This is a genomic window from Streptomyces sp. NPDC096311, from assembly GCF_044763085.1.
Taxonomy (GTDB): Bacteria; Actinomycetota; Actinomycetes; order Streptomycetales; family Streptomycetaceae; genus Streptomyces.
The window spans coordinates 106,351-123,754 of sequence record NZ_JBIWFN010000003.1 but is presented as its reverse complement, the minus strand read 5'-3'; the positions used below and the strand labels follow the sequence as shown (position 1 = coordinate 123,754).

Here is a 17,404-nt window from a genome sequence, read left to right as displayed (position 1 = left end):
CCTCAACAATTCATTCTTCCAGTATGCACTCTGGTGTGGAGCGTCGTGCGGTGATCTGTGTGGCCCGATGGCCGGCAGGTGTCCCACGGCGTGCGCCGAGCCTCCTGCGGAGGTGAAGCGAGACGTTCAACCAGCGGCGTACGACGCCAACGGCAACAAGGTCTCCGAGGCGCTGCCGTCGTACACCCCCGCGGGCGGCTCCACGCCCAACGCGGGCACCACGGTCTGGAAGTACGACAACGACGGCAACCAGACCGACGAGATCAGCCCGAGCGGCAAGACCACCTCGTACCTCTACGACCAGATGGGCAATGTCGCCCAGATCACCGCGCCCGACGGCACCAAGAATCACGCGGTGTACGACACCAACGGCGAGCAGTTGTCGGCGACGTTCCCGGCAAGCCGAAGCCGCACAGTTTCACAGGGTCGACCCGGGTGCTGATGGCGGACGGTTCGGCGATGGCGATCGACCATGTGCGGGTGGGCGACACGATCGCCAACTCGGTGCCAGGAGTGGCTGGCACGGAGTCGCACAAGGTCACCGCGGTGATCGTGACGCACACTGACCACGACTTCGTCGACGTGACCATCAAGAAGGCCGCGGCCAAACAGGCCGTGAAGGGCGGGGCGAAGTCCCTGGGCCGGAAGGCGGCCCGCAAGGCGGCACTGGGCCTGGCGGCCTCGGCGGCGGTGCTCGGCGCACTCGTGGCGAGCCACGGCTACGGCGGCCACGAGCCGGCGACGGCGCCGGTAGCCGCGGTCAGCGCGGCGTCCTCGGCACAGAGCACCCAGGCCGACAGGGGTGAGAAGGACGGTCAGGGAGCACACCTGACGACGACCTTCCGTCACCCCTTCTACGACGAGACCCGGTCCGCGTTCGTCGAGGCCAAGGACCTGAAGGTCGACGACGTCCTCCAGACCCTGACCGGCACGGCCAAGGTCACCGGCGTCCGCTTCTACCACGCGAACACCACCACCTACGACCTCACCATCGGCACCCTCCACACCTACTATGTGGAGGCTGGCGCCACCCCGGTTCTGGTCCACAATTGCGGCGGCTCGGCCACGCCGGATCCGGTTGCGCTGCAGGCTCGTGTTGATGCCATGACTAAACGAATGGGAGCCGGGGCATTCAAGAAGACCGTTGGTGGGCTTCACGTTCCAGTCTCTGGAGGGGGTCTCGATTTGTTCGCGGTCGGCGCTCAGGCGGATATCTCAGAGGCGCAGATCGGCTTGGCGGATGCCGAAGATGAGGCATTGAGGATCTATCCCAAGCTGCCCAGCCGTGCTGGTGTCGCAAAGATCGATGAGCCATACCTCCTTGGACGGAATCACGCGGAGGGGAAACTGCTCACTGAAGCGATGAACCTAGGTGTGCAACCTAAGATGCTGATCGCGAGCAATCACTTCTGCGAGGAATTCTGTGCACCATTGATTGAGCGAACTGGCGGCAAGATCCTCACCAAGACTCTGGCTGTTTGGAATTAAGGAGGGAGCGTCGTGCCTGAAACCCCTGATGGGTCATTCGTCATGCGGAGGCGTATCCTTGCGGTCGTCGCTGCCAGCCGGGTGGACTCCATCGTGTCTTTGCAAGCCGAGACGGTAGGTGCGGCAGAAGACGCCTACCCGGCTGTCCAAGTGGTTGAGTCCTACTGGCGCGAGTTCGGGGGTCTTGGTGACGACTCGGAGCTTCGGCGGGCGGCTCGACCACTGGTGGATGGGCTCCGCGCCGATGCCGAGACCTCGGGTCGCCCGTGGGCGCGTGCTGTAATGGCTGCTCTCGACTCCGTCCTTGGCCTGATCGACATGGACGTCGATGTGCACCGCTCGCGAGCCCAGGTGATCGGATCGGCGTTCTCAGTGGCCTATGAATTCGATCAGCGGGGGGTGGCTCCCCCCGCTGGGGCAAACAGTTGGTTTTCCTTTGAGGCTGCTGGGCAAGCGGCTGCGGCCGACCAAATTAGCTCGTCAGGTGATTCGCTCTCCAAGGAGGAATTGTTCAACCTCCGTGTGGGTGCCGGGAGCGATGCCATGCATTATCACCGGGCTATGAAGGAGTGGATGAGGAGCGTGCCCTGATGCTGAGGGCTGGTCTACGGACTGGGTGCTGGAGAGAGCACTGCCAAATTGGCTGCGGTCGGCCTGTGGGCTGATTGTTTAGCCCCGATCTCAGGTGAGGGTCCGTCAGTTTTCTGGCGGACCCCTTTCGCTTGTTCGAGTACGAGATTTCTGGGGGCGGGCAGCCTGGTGACTCATCCTTTGTGCAGCGTACGGGAACTGACGTACAGAATGGTCGGTAGCTCGCGTGGAAAATCTGGTGCCTGAAATTATGGAAAAGCTGAGCGGCGTCCGTCTGACGGGCAGTCGGCATCGTCACGCAGACGTTTGACGCTGAGGTTGAAAGGGTGGGGTGACAGCTGGCGTTGGCGGTGCTACATCCTCGTCATGAGGTACGCGGATGGCGGTGGTCTGACCGCCGTGGGGCGGGCGAAGTGTGAGGCCGTGCGCTTCGAGGCCGCGGAGACGTTCAGGCAAGGGGTGCGGCCGCCGGGAGTGGCCCGCAGGTTACGGGTGACGCGGAAGTCGGCGTATGCCTGGCACACAGACTGGCGTCAGGGTGGCAGTGCTGCCCTTGGAGTCCAGGACAGCCGGTGGCTTTCCGTGCCGGCTCGACCATGTCCAGACGGAGCGGTTGCAGAGTGAGCTGGAGGCCGGCCCGGCGGCGCACGGCTGGATGGAGGACCAGCGGTGGACCCTGGCGAGGGTCGCGGAGCTGATCCATCGGCTGTTCGGACGCCGGTACACCCCGCGCGGGGTGTCGTATCTGCTGCACAGGCTGGGCTGGTCACCGCAGGTCCCCGCGCACAGAGCCGTCGAGCGGGACGAGCAGGCCGTTGAGTTGTGGCGAACGGAGCGGTGGTCATGGGTAAGAGGACGGCCCAGCTCCTGGGCGCGTGGATAGCTTTCGAGGACGAGGCCGGACAGGACCTGAAGCCCGGGAAGGGCCGGACCTGGTCGTGGCGGGGCCGGACGCCGCTGGTCAAGGTGACAGGCAAGGGCTCAGGTCGCGTCCTGACGGCGGGGATGATCTGCCTCAGGCCGGGTCGTGCAACCAGGCTGATCTACCGGACGCAGACGTACCGGGGCCGAACCGGCGAGAAGAAGGGTTTCCGGGCGCGCGAGTTCGCCAGTCTGCTGACCTCCGCCCGCCGGCAACTCGGCGGTGCCCCACTGATCGTGGTGTCGGACAACGCCGGCACTCATCACGCCAAGGCCCTGCGAGAGTTCTGCGACCGCAACAGCGACTGGCTGACCATTGTCAAGCTCCCGCCCTACGCGCCCGACCTCAACCCCGTCGAAGGCGTATGGGCCCACCTGAAGAAGTCCCTGGCCAACCTCGCACCCCACGCGATCGAAGAACTCACCCCGCTCGTGAAGAACCGCCTCCACAACATCCAAGGCCGCCCCGAAGTGCTCGACGGCTTCATCGCCGAGACCGGACTGCGACTGGAGCCCGCGTAACCCGTCACCCCGCCCTTTCAACCTCAGCGGCAGCGGACGCCGGAGCTCCCACCCGCGGTTTGAGGAGGGGTGCCCCGGTTTCCTTGTGTGATGTTGTCGGTTAAGTTCATATATTGGCAACGGGGGGGAAATGATGCTTGACGTCGATTCTGAACAGGTACTTCACGTTGTTGACGAAGCTGTACGGTTCGAGTGTCCGTGGAACGCGGAGGAGATCTCGTCCCGGCTGATCCTGTCGGGCTGGGAGCCCGTTGGTTCAGTGTCCCTTCCATATCCGGAGCGCCTCGGGCGGAGTGGCCTTCTCCTGGGCATTGAAAATGACGGGTATCTGGTGATCGTTGGCGTGACACTGAAGGAGTGGCAGGCCGATTTGAATTCGGCTCGCTATGTCAGGGTCGTAACCGAAGGCTATAAAGAAATAATCCAAGACTGTCGGGAGATGGCAAACCAACTCACGTCTCTACTTGGCCAAAGATTCTCGGTCGAGCCGGAGGATTTGGTGTTCGATATGGATGAGTTTCCTTTTGTGCACGTGGATTGTTGGAAGGTCACCGACATCCATGTGATCCTGGGGCTCGAGCATCTTGACCCCGACGATACCCCCATCAGAGTATCGCTGTATCTGAGCCAGGGCTCCACGGATTAGCTCGGCGCTACCGAGATGACCGTCTGAATTACGCTGAAGGCCTCTCGGGTTTTGCCGTTCAATATGGTTCACAGTGCCGTCGGTGCCGGGCCTTCATCGCGGATGGATTACACGGACTGGCGATTGGTTTTTCAGTAGGGAGCTGGTTGGGCGGCTTGAAACTGCGTTCGGGGCAGATGTGCATGCGTCCGGAGGATGCGTGAGTCTGCAGGTGAGAATGGAAGTGAGCAGGAAGGGTGTCGGTCGAAGATGTCGCAGTTCAAGTTCGTCACCTATCGCGGAAAACTGCCGTCCGCAGTATCAGGCGACCTCGCGAAGCACCTGGAGGAACGTGGTGTTCCGGGTGCTGTGTTGACCATCTTTCGGGCGGTTGGATCGCCCTATATCGCATCCTGTGCAGGAATGGGATATCGCATCAAGGGCCTAGTTGTGGGCTTCTCGCGGGAAGATGACGAGATTTGCGTCGACCTGGAGACCGGGCGTGTTCTGCTCCTCGCCTCGTGGAGTCCGGCGAGTCCACTCCAGGTGAACCGTGACATTTTTTCGTTCGTCAAATCCCTGGTGGAATTGCAGGACATTCTTCCCTTGTGCGGACGTGAACGCGATCTTGATGATGCGGAAGTGGCCGAGATGAAAATCCGTGCACAACTCCAACGGATTGATCCCCTTTCGATAGAGGATCTGAACGGTTTTTGGGGCGCGTTTCTTGATGATGTCGGGGTGGGTGACTATCCAGGTTGATTCTTCCGCGCCAACCTGTTCAGGGCAGGCATGTCGACGCACAGGTTAGTGACCCAGGATCGATTCACTGCCCGCCGCAGGCGTGGCGATTGAAGAGCGTAGGAGCTTCCCGAGTTGCGTCTTGATGGCAACGGTGACGGCAACCGGGATGCACTCCAGCACACGTCGGCGGATGTCGACGCATCGTTGATTCGTCCCACACCTGCGAAATCCCAGTCAGGAAAGTCCAGCCTTCCACACCTACTATGTGGAGGCAGCGGATACACCGGTCCTCGTCCACAATTGCAACGGAGGCGTTGCGCCCAACGGCGTCGCCTGCGCCTGCGATGGCTCGACGAACCCGTCGGACTCAGACCTTGTTCAGGCCATTGCAACGCGGGCCGAGCGTAAGGGGGGGGAGGCAGTGGAGCAGTCAAGGGAACTGCCAAGCGCGCTTATGCGGATAAGCTGCTGCAGCGCTATCAGGGGATCTACGGAAATCGTGGACTAGTGACTGAACAGAGCTACCCGGGTGGTGCTCCGGTTGCCAGAGGGACTGCCGGCAGCGCTCGGCCGGACGTCTATGATCCGGCCACGGTAACTGTGCGGGACTATAAATTCGTGCTAAAATCCGGACGGGGAATCGGCAAGGCGCAGGCTGACAAGAACGCCATTAACGTTCCAGGCGTGAATGTGACAATAGAGGTGAATCCTTGAGTAAGTCTGACGCGGCAACCGCCAAGCGTGTCACCTCTGATTGGCGTGTGACCCTCCCGGGGTTCTCGGAATGGCGGCCTTTGCGATTGCTGCGACGTATCGGTCCTGTCGTTCAGGGTGTGACTCTGGACCGCACGACGGTAGGGGACGGATACTTTCCCACTGTGCATATTCATGTCCTGGTTCGAGAATTCCCGGTTATTTCGTTGACGCTTGGCCAGCGAATGGTCGCTCCCTCCGGAATCCAAGAGAGCGTTTCGTTTGCGCGCCACTCCGGCGAATATGAATCAGCTGCTCGGCGGCTTGTTGTTCAGAGCAGGTTGTCGTTGGAGGAGCCGCCGACGATTTCAACTATCGTCGATGCGCTGTATGAACACGTGAGCCTGCGGCAAGAGAGAGGCCTCCCGCCAGCGGTGCGGGAACTCGAAGACGGGGTACTTATTGCCGCCGCGGCCGGAGCACCATCGCTGGTCGAGTTCGGGCTTCGATTGGCGCGTCAGATGGTGGACGTGTGGCCCAAGTCCCGACTACCACTGGACTGGAAGGGAGGCGACATCTGGCTCACCGGCTTGGAAGAACGAATTGCAAATCCCTCTGCCCTGTCGGATGTCGTTGAGCAGCAGATCTCCTTTCATAAACTCGCGAAGGTTCCGACGGTTTAGCACCTCGGGGCGATGTAGGCAGAGAGCGGGGCCACAGCAGCGTTTGACGCTGAGGTTGAAAGGTCCGGGTGACTGGTTTATGAGGGCTCCGGTCCCAGTCCGGTCTCGCCGGTGCGGCCTCGGTAGGTCTGCGTCCGGTAGATCAGCCTGGTGTCATGGCCCGGTCTGACGCAGATCATCCCGGCCATCAGGACTCGGCCGGAGCCCTTGCCCGTCACCTTGACCACCGGAGTGCGTCCGCGTCCGGACCATGTGCGGCCCTTGCCGGGCTTCAGGTCCTGCCCGGCCTCGTACTGCCGCCGCACGCGGTCAGGGAGATCAGGAGGGCGACGACGGACGTGGTTGTGAAGGTTCGGTGCATGCCGGAGATGCTGACGTTCACGGAGACGTGGTGGGTCCGTGTAGCGGAGCTGTGCCGCGGTGTTCCCTTGTGGCGCGCCGTGTTCGAGCGTTTCTGTGACGTCGGCTACAGAGTCGCTTCCAAGGTCACCGACTGGGACGCGAAGCCGTTGCGCTCGTAGAAACGAATGGCCTCGGCGTTGCTCGCATAGGCCGTCACCTGTGCCGATCCGGCGCCCGATTCCTTTGCCCAGGCCCGGAATGCGTCCACCATGCGTCTGCCGATCCGGTCGCGCCGGTATGCGGGGCGCACATACATGCTCACCAGCGTCGCGGCCTTGACCGGTCTCATCGCGGACGGCTCCATCAACGCGCCCGTGAGATAGCCGATCACTTCGCCGTCGCCGCGATCGGCGACAAGGAGCAGTCGGTTCGGGTCCGTCACGCCGGACGCGAAACGCTGTGGTCCGTGCTCGTGTGGCCAGTTGATGTCGATGCTTGGATCGCGGGTACCGGCGTCCTCGGCGAACAGCGCACCGCTGCATGCGACAAGCCCTTCGACGTCGGATTGTTCGGCCCTGCGGACGATCACCTCATGCCGTTGATCACTCATGGGCTGTGACACTAACGGCGGGTACTGACATGACTGGCTGCATCCACAGGTAGTGGATGTCGCGGGGAAAGGTGCTCGACCGGTTCCCGCGGCGACAATGCGTCCATGCGTATCCGAGCAGTCCACATCCACGAACTGCCCGTCCTTCAGGACATCGAACGCGCCGCCGGGCGGTGTTTCGCCGACATCGGCATGCCGGAGATCGCCGACGACGAGCCTCTTCCACTCGCCGACCTCGGCCACTATCAGCGGGCCGACCTCGCCTGGGTCGCGGTCGACGAGGCCGACAGGCCGGTGGCGTACCTCATCGCGGAACACGTCGACGACAACCTGCACATCGAGCAGGTGTCGGTGCACCCGGACAGCGCGCGGCGTGGCATCGGGCGGTCGCTGCTGGACCATGTCGGCCACCGGGCCGGGGCAGACGGGATACCCGCTCTCACCCTCACCACCTTCGCCGACGTCCCCTGGAACGCGCCCTACTACGTGCGCTGCGGTTTCCAGTTCCTGGATGACAGCGCGCTTGGTCCCGGGCTCCAGGACATCCGCCGACGCGAGGCAGCTCACGGTCTGGAGCGCTGGCCGCGGGTCTGCATGCGCCGAACCTTGTGACCCGTGGCGCGGCGGTGCCCGGCGGGGCTGGGTGCGTGGTCCTCGGGACGGCTCGGTGCCGTGGTCGGCGCCGAGCTGGACGGCACCGAACCGTCCCTGAGGCCTCTGCTCTCAGGGCTCGTTACGCCTCGGCGAACAGTTCCTCGGCGGTGGTGGCCGTGAGCGCACGGTCGAGCCACGTGCTCAGCAGTTCCAGATCGGTGCAGGCGTTGACGCGCTCGCGTGCGGCCTCGGGGATGTCGATGGCGCGGAGGTCGAGGATGCGGAGGATGTCCTCGGCGCGACCCTCGGCACGGCCCTTGGTTCGGGTCTCCTCGATGATGGTGCCGCTGCCGGGGAAGCGGCTGGGACGGAAGGTCATCAGGTGCCTCCAGAATGCGCGGCTCTGGGTGTCGCCCAGGCCGAACTCGGTGTATTCGGCCCAGTCCTGCGCGGTCTCGCCTCCGATGGTGGCGAGCGCCGTCGCCTCCGGCATCAGAATGGGGCCGGTTCAGCCCCCCGGGTGAATACGCCTCAACTCCACGCGATACGCGGTCGAGGTCAGCGCGTCACCGGCAGAGCCGTCGCGAACCGGTGACCGTCGGCGCGGGTCTGGACCGGGAAGTCGACCTTGAGGGCGCCCTCCTGGCCCTCGACGGTCAGGTGGGTCACCACCTTGAGGCCCAGGAAGGTCTTCTTGGGCGCGCTCGCGGTGACGTACGGACGCGGGAGGTTCATCAGCAACTTGCCCGGCTTGCCGCCCCGGTTGCCGTCGAAGAACAGGATCCGCTGGTTCGTCAGGACGAGGTACATCGGGCGCGGGGTGACCGTCGCCATCACCGTTCCCGCGCTGAGTACGCCGACCACCGCCGCGGTGAGGGCCTGCTTGCGCACCGAGACCGTTCCGATGCCGGCCAGGCTCGTGAGTTCGACCTGTTCGCCCTGGAGCAGCAAGGGGGCCGAGACTTCGAGCAGTTGTCTGGCGCGACGGGTGTTGAGTGCCACGGGTGGGGCTCCTGGTGACGGTGGGGTGAGAGTGACGGTGACGGGACGGCGGCAGTGGCTGGGAGGTGACGGTGACGGGAGGGCGGCAGTGGCTGGGAAGTGACGGTGACAGCGGTTGCATGGATTGTTCCAAGCCAGAGGCAAGGCGAGAGGTCACCTCCCACAAGGCGAACTCAAGTTCGAGTCATGACCCGGTCAAGATCAGTCATCGAAGGGTCAAGGCGACGCCCGTATGTGCTGTTTGGGCATTCTGTTCCCACAACCTCCCCACACCTGGGCGAAAACCGTCTCCAACCCGCCACTTACCATCCGCTCCATGTCGACCGACGCGTCCCTCCCACCCCCCGACTTCGAGCTCGCCTCCGCCTTCCCGGAGGTCGGCTGGTTGCGGCAGGCCACCGCCGCGCGGGACTGGGCGGGGATCAGGCAGTACGCCGACGGACTGCCGCAGGGCACCGACCGTGCGTTCCTCGTCCGGGTCGTCGCCGAGGTGCCCGGCGTCGAGCACTTCCTGCGGGAAGTCGTCGCCGCGGCCCCCGACGACGTACTGGCTCTCACGATGCTCGGGACCCGCGAGGTCGAGATCGGCTGGGAGATCCGGAGCAGCGCGCGCGCCGAGCACGTCAGCCGGGAGCAGTTCCGGCAGCTGCACGAGCACCTGCGGCAGGCCGAACGGCTGCTCATCCGGGCCACCGCCCTCGACCCGTCCCACGACGCGGCCTGGGCCGCGCGCCTGACCACGGCGATGGGACTGCAACTCGGGCAGAACGAGGCGCGGCGGAGGTACGACCGACTGGCCGCGTACCACCCCCACCACCTGACCGGGCAGGCCCGGCTGCTCCAGCAGCTGTGTCCCAAGTGGAGCGGGAGCTGGGAGGCGGTGCACGGGTTCGCCCGCGAGTGCCTGCTCAACTCGCCCGAAGGGTCGCTCAGCGGTGGTCTGGTGGCGGAGGCGCACCTGGAGCGCTGGCTCGATCTGCCCTCCGCGGGGAGTGAGCGGACCGACTATCTGCGCCAGGCCCACGTCCACGCCGAACTCGTCGAGGCCGCCGAACACTCCGTCCTGCATCCGCACTACCGGCCGGTGTACGGCTGGGTCACCATCCAGGGCGTCTTCGCCGCGCTCTTCTCGCTGACCGGCGACACCGCACGCGCCGCCGCGCACTTCCGCGCCCTGGGCAACCTGGCCTCCGAGTACCCGTGGAGTTACCTCGGCAAGCCCGCGGACGCGTACGTCAAACACCGTTCCGCCGCCCTCGGAAGAGGCTGAGCGGATGCCGAACAAGACAGGCAGAGGCAGACGATGAGCCAGGGCATCCATCACACCGAGGTCGACGGCATACCCACCCTCTTCGCGTACGCCACCGGGCCCATGCGTGCCGGACTGGTCTTCCGCGTCGGCGTCGCCGACGAGACGCTCGCCGGGGCCGGGATCACCCACCTGGTGGAGCACCTGGCGCTGCACCGCCAGGGCCTGGCCGACTACCACTTCAACGGCGCGACCAAGGCCGCGTTCACGCACTTCCACGTGGAGGGCGCGGAGCACGAGATCGTCGCCTACCTCGACGGCGTGTGCACCTCCCTCCTCGATCTGCCCATGGAGCGGCTGGAGACCGAGAAGGAGATCCTGCGCACCGAGGAGGCGAGCCGGGAGCCCGGACAACTGCCGCTGTGGCGGTACGGGGCGCAGGGGTACGGGCTGGTCAGCTATCCGGAGTGGGGCGTACGGGGGTTGCGGCCGGACGACGTACGGGAATGGGCCGGGGCCTGGTTCACCCGGGACAACGCCGTGCTGTGGATCGCGGGGGAGCGGCTGCCGGCCGGGCTCTCGCTCAAACTGCCCGCCGGTCAGCGGCGCCCGATGCCCGCCGTCACCTCCGCCCTCCCCACCGCCCCCGCCTACTTCTCCGACGGCAAGGGCGGCGTCCTGCTCGACGCCGTCGTCACCGACACCACCGCCGCCCGGCTCTACGCCGGCGTCCTGGAACGCGAACTCTCCCGCTCCCTGCGCCAGGAGGGCGGCTACTCCTACACGGCGGCCAGCGACTACACCTCCCGCCGGGACGGTTTCGCGACCGTCACCGCCTTCGCGGACGCCCTGCCCGCCAAGCAGGACGCGGTCCTCGGCGGGTTCGTCGACGTGCTCGCCGGGCTTCAGGTCGGCCGGATCGCGCAGGCCGACCTGGAGGCCGTACGCGGGCGCAGCGACGCCACGCTGACCGCTTCCGACGCGGCCGTACGGCGGCTGCCGGGCGCGGCGGAGGAACTGCTCGCCCACCGTCCGCCGCGCGGGCTCGACGAACTGCGCGCCGAGCTGTGGGCGATGACACCGCAGCATGTGCACGCGGTGGCGCTGGAGGCCGCCGGGACGGCATTGCTGCAGGCTCCCTCGGGGCATCGGGCCGACTGGGCCGGGTACACGGCGGCCCCGACCACGTCGTCGTACGCCGTCACGGGCACGCGGTTCGAGGCCGTACGCAAGGACGGCCCCGCCATGGTCGTCGGGGGCGAGGGGGTCAGCCTGACGGCGGGAGGCGAGGCGGCCACCGTGCTCTATCGCGCGTGCGCCGCCCTGCTCAGTTGGCCCGACGGCGGGCGCCGGCTCATCGGCACCGACGGGCTGTCCGTGGAGGTGGAGCCGGGGGAGTACGGGATCGACGCGCACACCATGGCGACCATCGACGCGGCGGTGCCTCCGCGCGCGGTGGTGCAGCTGCCGCCCCGGCAGCGGCAACAGCAGCAGCGGCGGCAGGGGGGTGCCGCTTCGGCGGGGCAGGCCGGAGGATCCGGTGTGGCTCAGCAGAAGGCGTCGGCGCGGCGTACCGGCGGGCAGACGGCGATGCTCGTCATCTTCGGGCTCCTCGCGGGACTCTGGTCCCTCCTGGCCGTCTCGTACACCGTCTTCGGCGCCTCGGACCCGGAGACCAGCACCGGGGAATGGGCCGCCCTCACCGTCTTCCTCTGGGCCATCGGGGCGCTGCTCGCCTGGCCGGCCGTCAGGGTTGTGCGAAGCACCCGGCGGGGGTGAACCGCCGGGTGCCTTGAGTGTGGATGGGGGTTTCCGGGTGACCTCAGCGCAGATACGGGTTGCCCGGCGCCGGACCCGGCATGGGCCCGGGTGTCCGCCCCGCGTTCGCCGTGGCGTACTTCGGCGTGCGCTTGTCGAACAGCGCGAACAGCAGCAGCCACACCGCCATCGCCAGAGTGACGACGGCGACCGCGCCGAGGACGGGATCGCCCGCGTCCGACTGAACGGTCGCCCACGGCAGCGTCACCAGCTCGTACAGCAGGAACGCGGCGAAGGCACCCCAGTCCGAGCCCCTGCCGCGGCGGATCGCGACATACAGGAACGGCACCCACACCAGCAGACCCAGCGACGCGACCGCCAGAACCGACCACGCGATCCGCTGGGCCCAGTCGGCTTCCAGACGCTTGTCCACGCTCATGCCCATGCCCATGCCCATGCTCATGCCCTCACACCCCCGAGCACCCACGAGCGCCCTACGAGCCCCCCGAGAGGTCTCCCGGGTCCCGAGAAACCTCTCGGGGGGCGTCATGCTCCCATCCAGCGGGTCACACGTGCTGGTGTTCGCCCTTCAGGGACGTCACGATCTGGGTCGCCAGCTTCTTCGCCGTGGCGGCGCCGTTGTCGTGGCCGTCCGTGGACATGACGCTGACGACGTCGGTGCCCGCGCGCACGGCGATCAGGGTCGTGCCGTTCTGCCAGGCGCTGTTGGCCAGGGTGAGGGTGTACGCGGCGTCGCCCAGGCCGGGCGTGGTGGCGCCGGTGACCTTCACCTTGGTGTGCGTGTCGGAGTCGGTGAAGGTCGCGCACGTGGTGGCGGTCTTCTCCAGGTCCGTCAGCACGGTCGTCGCGGTCGTGCCGCGGTAGGTGTCGACCTCCTGGGCGATGTCCTCGGAAGTGTTCTTGCTGACGTAGTCGTTCTGGGCGAAGGACACCCCCGAGTCGCCGGTGATCGCTATCCAGCTGGTGCCGCCCAGCAGGGAGCAGTCCGGCTTCGGCGCGGGCGAGGAGCTCGGCGGGGCGTACGTGGTGCCGGAGTCCCGCGCGCCGCTCGGGTCGACCGCGAAACCGGTGGCGAAGAACGACGCGGGTGCCAGCGCCTTCTTGAGCTGCGCACCTGTCAGCAGACCGGCGTTGGGGTCCTTGGCCGGCTTCGTCTTGGCGGACGAGGGCTGAACGGTGGTGCCGGAGGAGCAGGCCGCCAGGGCCAGCGGGAGCACGGCTGCGGCGAGCAGGGCCTTGGCCGTGCGAGAGGGGTGAAGCATCGGGATGTCAGAGTCCTTCTTTGAGAAAAGGTGCTGTTGAGCCGAGCGGACTCTAAGGGTGCACAGGCCATGCACAGGCATCCGTGTGTCAAAGATCAGTAAAAGAGGGAGCCGACGGGCTCGGGGTTCCATGGACTCCCCATGTTTTGCCGTGGCTTGAGTGATTCTTGTGGCGATTGGGATACGGGGTTTCCCGATCAAGGGGGTGGCGTCGGTTACGGTGCGATCCGCCCCGCGCGCCGGGGGCCGGTCACCCTCTTTCGTCGGTGAGCCGGGATGGGCGCCGACGGGGCCCAATTGTCGTGAACTGTCTTGATTCGATCTATATGACCGCATGTCCTGCGCGTCTCGCGCGCCGTGATGTGCGCGTGTCATGAATGGGGTGGGGATGTCCAGCCATCGGATGTCTAAGAAGGGCCGTTACATCGCTTGGGCGACGGCAGGCGCGGCCGTGGTCGCCGGGGCCGGGATCGCGGCGCAGACGTCGATGGCGGCCACCACCTGGCCCGCCCAGAAGACGTTCACGGGGCGCGCCTTCGACACCTGCGCCGCGCCCTCGCTGACGGCGATGAAGGCCTGGCACACCGGCTTCTACGGAGCCGCCGCCGTCTACATCGGCGGCAAGAACCGCGGCTGCAGCCAGCCCAACCTCACCGCGTCCTGGGTGAAGTCGGTCAGCACCCTGGGCTGGAAGCTCATACCGCTCTACGTCGGCGCGCAGCCGTCCTGCCAGACCGGCTCCAACCCGGAGAAGCTCACCGCCACCAACGCCGCCTCGCTCGGCGCCACCGACGCCGCGGACGCGGTGGCGAAGGCGTCCGCGCTGGGCATGAAGGCGGGCAGCCCGATCTACCTGGACATGGAGTCGTACGACATCACGAACGCGGCGTGCAACAAGGCCACGCTGACGTACGTACGCGCCTTCGACAAGGCGCTGCACGCCAAGACGTACCGGACCGGTTTCTACGGCTTCACCAGCTCCAGCGCCAAGGCCATCGCGACCGCGACCGACAAGACGGACCTGCCGGGCAACCTCTGGTACGCGCTGTGGGACAAGGTCAACACCACGACCTCGGACTGGCCGTGGGGCTCCACCCAGTTCACCAGCCACAGCCGCGCCCACCAGTACATGGTCAACAGCAAGGAGACCATCGGCGGTTACACGATCACCGTGGACCGCGACGCCTGGGACGCGCCGGTCGCCATCACCGGCTGACACTCGGACGCATCCCGAGACCGCCGGAGAACATCAACCGGAGAACAACCGGAGGAGGAGCAGGACATGAGGGTCGAAAGGCTGCCGGCGGTCGTCGGACCGTCCGCCGTCCGTGCCGGACTGGCGGCGCTTCCCGTCGTCAGCCTGGGGCTGTTGTGTCCGGTTCCGTCCCTCGTGATCGCCCTGCGGCGGGGCACCCGCGCGGACTGGGCGGTCTTCGGGGGGTTCTGCGCGGTGCTGGTGGCGTGGGTCATGCAGCTCTCGCTCACGCCCGAGACCACCCACGGCCTCGAGTTCGCGGACGACGTGCTCCTGATCCTGGTGTCGATGGTCGGCGCGGCGGTGCACGCCTGGACGGTCTGGCCCCGGCGCGTCGGGTACTAGCGGCGCACCGGCCGCACGGGCCGCACCGGCCGGACCGGCCGCACGAAAACACGGAAGCGCGGAAGAGCGAAGAAGCGGAAGTACGGGAACCACGTGGTCAAGCGGGTCAGGCAGGTGCCGCAGGCGCAGCGCGCGAAGGCGGCGCGCGACGCCACGCAGGAGTCGAGGCTCGCCGCCGGTGTGCGGGCGGTACTCCAGTGGCCGCGTGTACTGGGCGGCAGGGGGATCGCGATGGTGGCGGGTGCCGTGATCGTCGCGGTCGCGGTCGCGGTCACCGGGTACTTCCTCTCCCGCACCGACACGAAGCCTCAGGTGCCCGACACCCGGGCCCGCCACTACAAGGACGTCGACGCCTGCCTGCTGACCGGCAAGGACGGGATCACGGCCGGGACCACCGCGGCCGAGGTCTGGCAGGGCATGCAGGACGCGTCCCTCAAGACGCACGCGCGCGTGAGCTATGTCCCGGTGACCGGTGAGCAGTCCGCGGCCAACGCGCGGCCCTACCTCAACGGCCTGCTCCAGCGGTCCTGCGACGTGGTCGTCGCGACCGGAAAGCCCGAGGTCACGGCGGCCACGCAGACCGCCCCGCAGTACCAGAAGGTCGACTTCGTGCTGGTGGGGGATGCCGGAGCCGACTCCACGAGCGCCAAGAACATCACCGTGACACGCGTCGGCGACGGACTGCGCGCCGAGGTCGCCGGGGTCGTCGAGCGCGAGGTCAAGGCGCGCGGTTAGCCGCGGCCGGTACGACAGGACGCGATCGGTCGTACGAGCGGATGTGAACGGTCGTACGAGCGGACGGTGGCCGTCCCGCTCGTCACGGCAGCCGCGCCGGTATCTGAAGTCTCCGCGAATCGTTGGTCGAATGGCTGGCCGAGAGCCGGGCCACTGCCTACCATCGATCACCGCAAGACTTTGTGCACCGTCGCACAATCTCCTCGGGAGGTTTCCTTGCACCGCCGCCGTCGCACCGCGTTCGTCCTCTCCGCCGCGATCGTCGCAGCGGCCCCCCTTCTCACGGCGTGCGGTGGCGAGGCGCACCCAGGCGCCGCGGCCGTCGTCGGTGGCCGGCGGATCACGGTCGCGCAGTTGGAGAGCCGGGTGAACGAGGTGCGCTCGGCACAGCGGGCCGCCGTCAAGGACGAGACCCAGTACGAGCAGGCCATCGCCAAGACCGGCAGCCTCACCCGCGACACCCTGCACACCATGGTCCTCGACCAGGTTCTCGACCGGGCCGCCAAGGACGCGGGCGTGAGTGTCACCCGCGCGGACACCCAGCAGATGCGGACGGCGCTGGAGGGCCAGGCGGGCGGTGCGAAGGCGCTGGAGACGGCCTGGCTGCAGCAGTACGGGGTGGCGCCCCGGCGTCTCGACGACAACCTCCGTACCGAGATCGAGGCCCAGAAGCTCGCCGCCGCGCTCGGCGCCGACATGAACACCACCGACGGCAAGGCCACGTTCTGGAAGGCCATGTCCGACGCGTCCAAGAAGCTGAACGTCGATCTGAACCCGCGCTACGGCGCCTGGGACGTCCAGAAGAGCAGCCGCGTCGACGTGAAGACGCCGTGGCTGCGGGAGGTCACGTCGACGGGGACGCAGCAGACGGCGTAGTAGGTCACTGGGGGCGGGGCTGTGGATAAACGGTTCATCCCCCTCCCGGCCTGTGGATAACTCCTGGGGGCGTCGGTGGCGTGCGTTACGTTCGTGGGGTGAACGCAACCAGCTCCGACGCCACCGCCCAGGTTCCCGACCCCGGCCGTATCGTCCTGCTCACCACCAGCCACCGCGTCGCCCCGGGGCTGCTGTCCTGGCCCGCCTGGCAGGTGCTGCGCGCCGCCGACCAGGTGCTGTGTGCGGACGGCGCACATCCACAGCTGCCGTATCTGCGTGAGGCGGGCATCGGCGTCGACGAGGCTTCCCCCGATGCCCAGGACTTGGTGGACGCCTGCGCCGGTGGCCGCACGGTGGTCGTCGTCGCCACCGGGGAGGGCGAGCCGCGCCTCACCGACGGACTGGCCCGCCTCGCCGGCTCCGGCCGCATACAGATGCCCGACCTGGAGCTGCTCCCGGCCTCGTACGACCTGCCGGGCGCCCGCCTCCTCGACCTCGTCCAGGTCATGGACCGCATCCGCGTCGAGTGCCCGTGGTCGTCCCAGCAGACCCACAAGGGCCTCGCGAAGTACGGGATCGAGGAGGCGTACGAGCTCGTCGAGGCGATCGAGGAGGGCGACCGGGACGAGCTCAGGGAAGAGCTCGGCGACGTTCTGCTCCAGGTCGTCTTCCACGCCAGGATCGCGGAGGAGGACGCCGAGACTCCCTTCTCCATCGACGACGTGGCCGGCGGCATCGTCGCCAAGCTGATCCACCGCCACCCGCACGTGTTCGGCGACGAGACGGCCACGACCCCCGAGGAGGTCAAGGAGCACTGGCTGCGCACCAAGGCCGAGGAGAAGCGGCGGACGTCCGTGACGGAGGGGATACCGCTGGGCCAGCCGGGCCTGGCCCTCGCGGCGAAGCTGGCATCGCGCGTGCGCACTGCGGGACTTGAGGTCGAACTCCCCCGCGGCGAAGGCGTCGGCTACGAGCTGCTGGCCATCGCCGCCCACGCGGAGGCCGAGGGAGTGGACCCGGAGGCGGCCCTGCGCGCGGCGGCGCGGGCCTACCGGGACGCGATCCGTGCGACGGAGACGGGCTGAGGG

General features: G+C 67.0%; 23 protein-coding genes. 17 read left to right on the top strand and 6 right to left on the bottom strand.

Annotated elements, in window-relative coordinates; translation table 11 throughout:
• Window positions 1-112 precede the first annotated feature (112 nt).
• From ACIRA5_RS08860 to ACIRA5_RS08820, 9 genes are all read left to right on the top strand, one after another.
• The gene (locus tag ACIRA5_RS08860) at window positions 113-442 is read left to right on the top strand and encodes an RHS repeat domain-containing protein (RefSeq protein ID WP_403688847.1); all 330 of its coding nucleotides are present in this window, start codon (window positions 113-115) and stop codon (window positions 440-442) included.
• Window positions 442-1,488: a polymorphic toxin-type HINT domain-containing protein gene (locus ACIRA5_RS08855; RefSeq protein ID WP_403689725.1), complete on the top strand. Its 1,047-nt coding sequence runs from the start codon at window positions 442-444 to the stop codon at window positions 1,486-1,488. The genes ACIRA5_RS08860 and ACIRA5_RS08855 overlap by 1 nt, the downstream gene beginning before the upstream one ends.
• A gap of 12 nt (window positions 1,489-1,500) precedes the next feature.
• Window positions 1,501-2,079, top strand: a complete 579-nt coding sequence (locus ACIRA5_RS08850) for a hypothetical protein (RefSeq protein ID WP_403688846.1) — start codon at window positions 1,501-1,503, stop codon at window positions 2,077-2,079.
• A 366-nt stretch (window positions 2,080-2,445) separates the two neighbouring features.
• Window positions 2,446-2,703: a helix-turn-helix domain-containing protein gene (locus ACIRA5_RS08845; RefSeq protein ID WP_403688845.1), complete on the top strand. Its 258-nt coding sequence runs from the start codon at window positions 2,446-2,448 to the stop codon at window positions 2,701-2,703.
• The gene (locus tag ACIRA5_RS08840) at window positions 2,633-2,962 is read left to right on the top strand and encodes a winged helix-turn-helix domain-containing protein (protein WP_403688843.1); all 330 of its coding nucleotides are present in this window, start codon (window positions 2,633-2,635) and stop codon (window positions 2,960-2,962) included. Before ACIRA5_RS08845 ends, ACIRA5_RS08840 begins: the two co-directional genes overlap by 71 nt.
• Window positions 2,923-3,522 (top strand): transposase, encoded by a 600-nt coding sequence (locus ACIRA5_RS08835; RefSeq protein ID WP_403688841.1) that lies wholly within the window; start codon window positions 2,923-2,925, stop codon window positions 3,520-3,522. The genes ACIRA5_RS08840 and ACIRA5_RS08835 overlap by 40 nt, the downstream gene beginning before the upstream one ends.
• A gap of 130 nt (window positions 3,523-3,652) precedes the next feature.
• Window positions 3,653-4,168: a hypothetical protein gene (locus ACIRA5_RS08830; RefSeq protein WP_403688838.1), complete on the top strand. Its 516-nt coding sequence runs from the start codon at window positions 3,653-3,655 to the stop codon at window positions 4,166-4,168.
• A 249-nt stretch (window positions 4,169-4,417) separates the two neighbouring features.
• Window positions 4,418-4,909, top strand: coding sequence for an SUKH-4 family immunity protein (locus ACIRA5_RS08825; RefSeq protein ID WP_403688837.1), 492 nt, complete (start codon window positions 4,418-4,420; stop codon window positions 4,907-4,909).
• Window positions 4,910-5,769: 860 nt separating this feature from the next.
• Window positions 5,770-6,267 carry a hypothetical protein gene (locus ACIRA5_RS08820; protein WP_403688834.1) on the top strand — a complete coding sequence of 166 codons (498 nt, stop codon included), beginning with the start codon at window positions 5,770-5,772 and terminating at the stop codon, window positions 6,265-6,267.
• Window positions 6,268-6,344: 77 nt separating this feature from the next.
• Here ACIRA5_RS08820 and ACIRA5_RS08815 read toward each other — a convergent pair whose 3' ends face one another.
• Both ACIRA5_RS08815 and ACIRA5_RS08810 read right to left on the bottom strand, forming a co-directional pair.
• Window positions 6,345-6,572 carry a hypothetical protein gene (locus tag ACIRA5_RS08815; RefSeq protein WP_403688833.1) on the bottom strand — a complete coding sequence of 76 codons (228 nt, stop codon included), beginning with the start codon at window positions 6,570-6,572 and terminating at the stop codon, window positions 6,345-6,347.
• 161 nt (window positions 6,573-6,733) lie between these two features.
• On the bottom strand, window positions 6,734-7,219 hold the full coding sequence (locus ACIRA5_RS08810) for a GNAT family N-acetyltransferase (protein WP_403688831.1): 486 nt from the start codon (window positions 7,217-7,219) through the stop codon (window positions 6,734-6,736).
• A gap of 105 nt (window positions 7,220-7,324) precedes the next feature.
• Between ACIRA5_RS08810 and ACIRA5_RS08805 the strand changes: the two genes are divergently transcribed.
• Complete coding sequence (locus tag ACIRA5_RS08805; RefSeq protein ID WP_403688830.1) at window positions 7,325-7,831, top strand: GNAT family N-acetyltransferase; 507 nt, start codon at window positions 7,325-7,327, stop codon at window positions 7,829-7,831.
• A gap of 121 nt (window positions 7,832-7,952) precedes the next feature.
• Here ACIRA5_RS08805 and ACIRA5_RS08800 read toward each other — a convergent pair whose 3' ends face one another.
• Together ACIRA5_RS08800 and ACIRA5_RS08795 are read right to left on the bottom strand one after the other, a co-directional pair.
• Window positions 7,953-8,306, bottom strand: a complete 354-nt coding sequence (locus ACIRA5_RS08800; protein WP_403688828.1) for a hypothetical protein — start codon at window positions 8,304-8,306, stop codon at window positions 7,953-7,955.
• Window positions 8,307-8,371: 65 nt separating this feature from the next.
• Window positions 8,372-8,815: a hypothetical protein gene (locus tag ACIRA5_RS08795; RefSeq protein WP_352044368.1), complete on the bottom strand. Its 444-nt coding sequence runs from the start codon at window positions 8,813-8,815 to the stop codon at window positions 8,372-8,374.
• 316 nt (window positions 8,816-9,131) lie between these two features.
• Here ACIRA5_RS08795 and ACIRA5_RS08790 point away from each other — a divergent pair, with 316 nt between their 5' ends.
• Both ACIRA5_RS08790 and ACIRA5_RS08785 read left to right on the top strand, forming a co-directional pair.
• Entirely contained in the window at window positions 9,132-10,085 is a 954-nt protein-coding gene (locus ACIRA5_RS08790; protein WP_403688825.1) for a hypothetical protein, read from the top strand.
• A 33-nt stretch (window positions 10,086-10,118) separates the two neighbouring features.
• Window positions 10,119-11,843, top strand: a complete 1,725-nt coding sequence (locus ACIRA5_RS08785) for an insulinase family protein (protein ID WP_403688823.1) — start codon at window positions 10,119-10,121, stop codon at window positions 11,841-11,843.
• A gap of 43 nt (window positions 11,844-11,886) precedes the next feature.
• On the opposite strand, the gene ACIRA5_RS08780 is transcribed toward ACIRA5_RS08785, so the two are convergent.
• Together ACIRA5_RS08780 and ACIRA5_RS08775 are read right to left on the bottom strand one after the other, a co-directional pair.
• Window positions 11,887-12,285 (bottom strand): hypothetical protein, encoded by a 399-nt coding sequence (locus ACIRA5_RS08780; RefSeq protein WP_403688820.1) that lies wholly within the window; start codon window positions 12,283-12,285, stop codon window positions 11,887-11,889.
• 103 nt (window positions 12,286-12,388) lie between these two features.
• A complete protein-coding gene (locus ACIRA5_RS08775) occupies window positions 12,389-13,105 on the bottom strand; it encodes a hypothetical protein (protein ID WP_403688817.1) in 717 nt (238 codons plus the stop codon).
• Between the two features lie 388 nt (window positions 13,106-13,493).
• On the opposite strand from ACIRA5_RS08775, the gene ACIRA5_RS08770 reads away from it, so the two are divergent.
• The 5 genes from ACIRA5_RS08770 to ACIRA5_RS08750 all read left to right on the top strand — a co-directional run bounded on the left by ACIRA5_RS08770 (window position 13,494) and on the right by ACIRA5_RS08750 (window position 17,401).
• Complete coding sequence (locus tag ACIRA5_RS08770) at window positions 13,494-14,321, top strand: glycoside hydrolase domain-containing protein (protein ID WP_403688816.1); 828 nt, start codon at window positions 13,494-13,496, stop codon at window positions 14,319-14,321.
• A gap of 66 nt (window positions 14,322-14,387) precedes the next feature.
• Complete coding sequence (locus ACIRA5_RS08765) at window positions 14,388-14,705, top strand: hypothetical protein (protein WP_351300940.1); 318 nt, start codon at window positions 14,388-14,390, stop codon at window positions 14,703-14,705.
• 93 nt (window positions 14,706-14,798) lie between these two features.
• Window positions 14,799-15,440 (top strand): hypothetical protein, encoded by a 642-nt coding sequence (locus ACIRA5_RS08760; protein ID WP_403688814.1) that lies wholly within the window; start codon window positions 14,799-14,801, stop codon window positions 15,438-15,440.
• Between the two features lie 216 nt (window positions 15,441-15,656).
• A complete protein-coding gene (locus tag ACIRA5_RS08755; protein ID WP_403688813.1) occupies window positions 15,657-16,316 on the top strand; it encodes a SurA N-terminal domain-containing protein in 660 nt (219 codons plus the stop codon).
• A gap of 98 nt (window positions 16,317-16,414) precedes the next feature.
• Window positions 16,415-17,401, top strand: coding sequence for a nucleoside triphosphate pyrophosphohydrolase (locus ACIRA5_RS08750; RefSeq protein ID WP_352044375.1), 987 nt, complete (start codon window positions 16,415-16,417; stop codon window positions 17,399-17,401).
• Window positions 17,402-17,404: the final 3 nt, after the last annotated feature.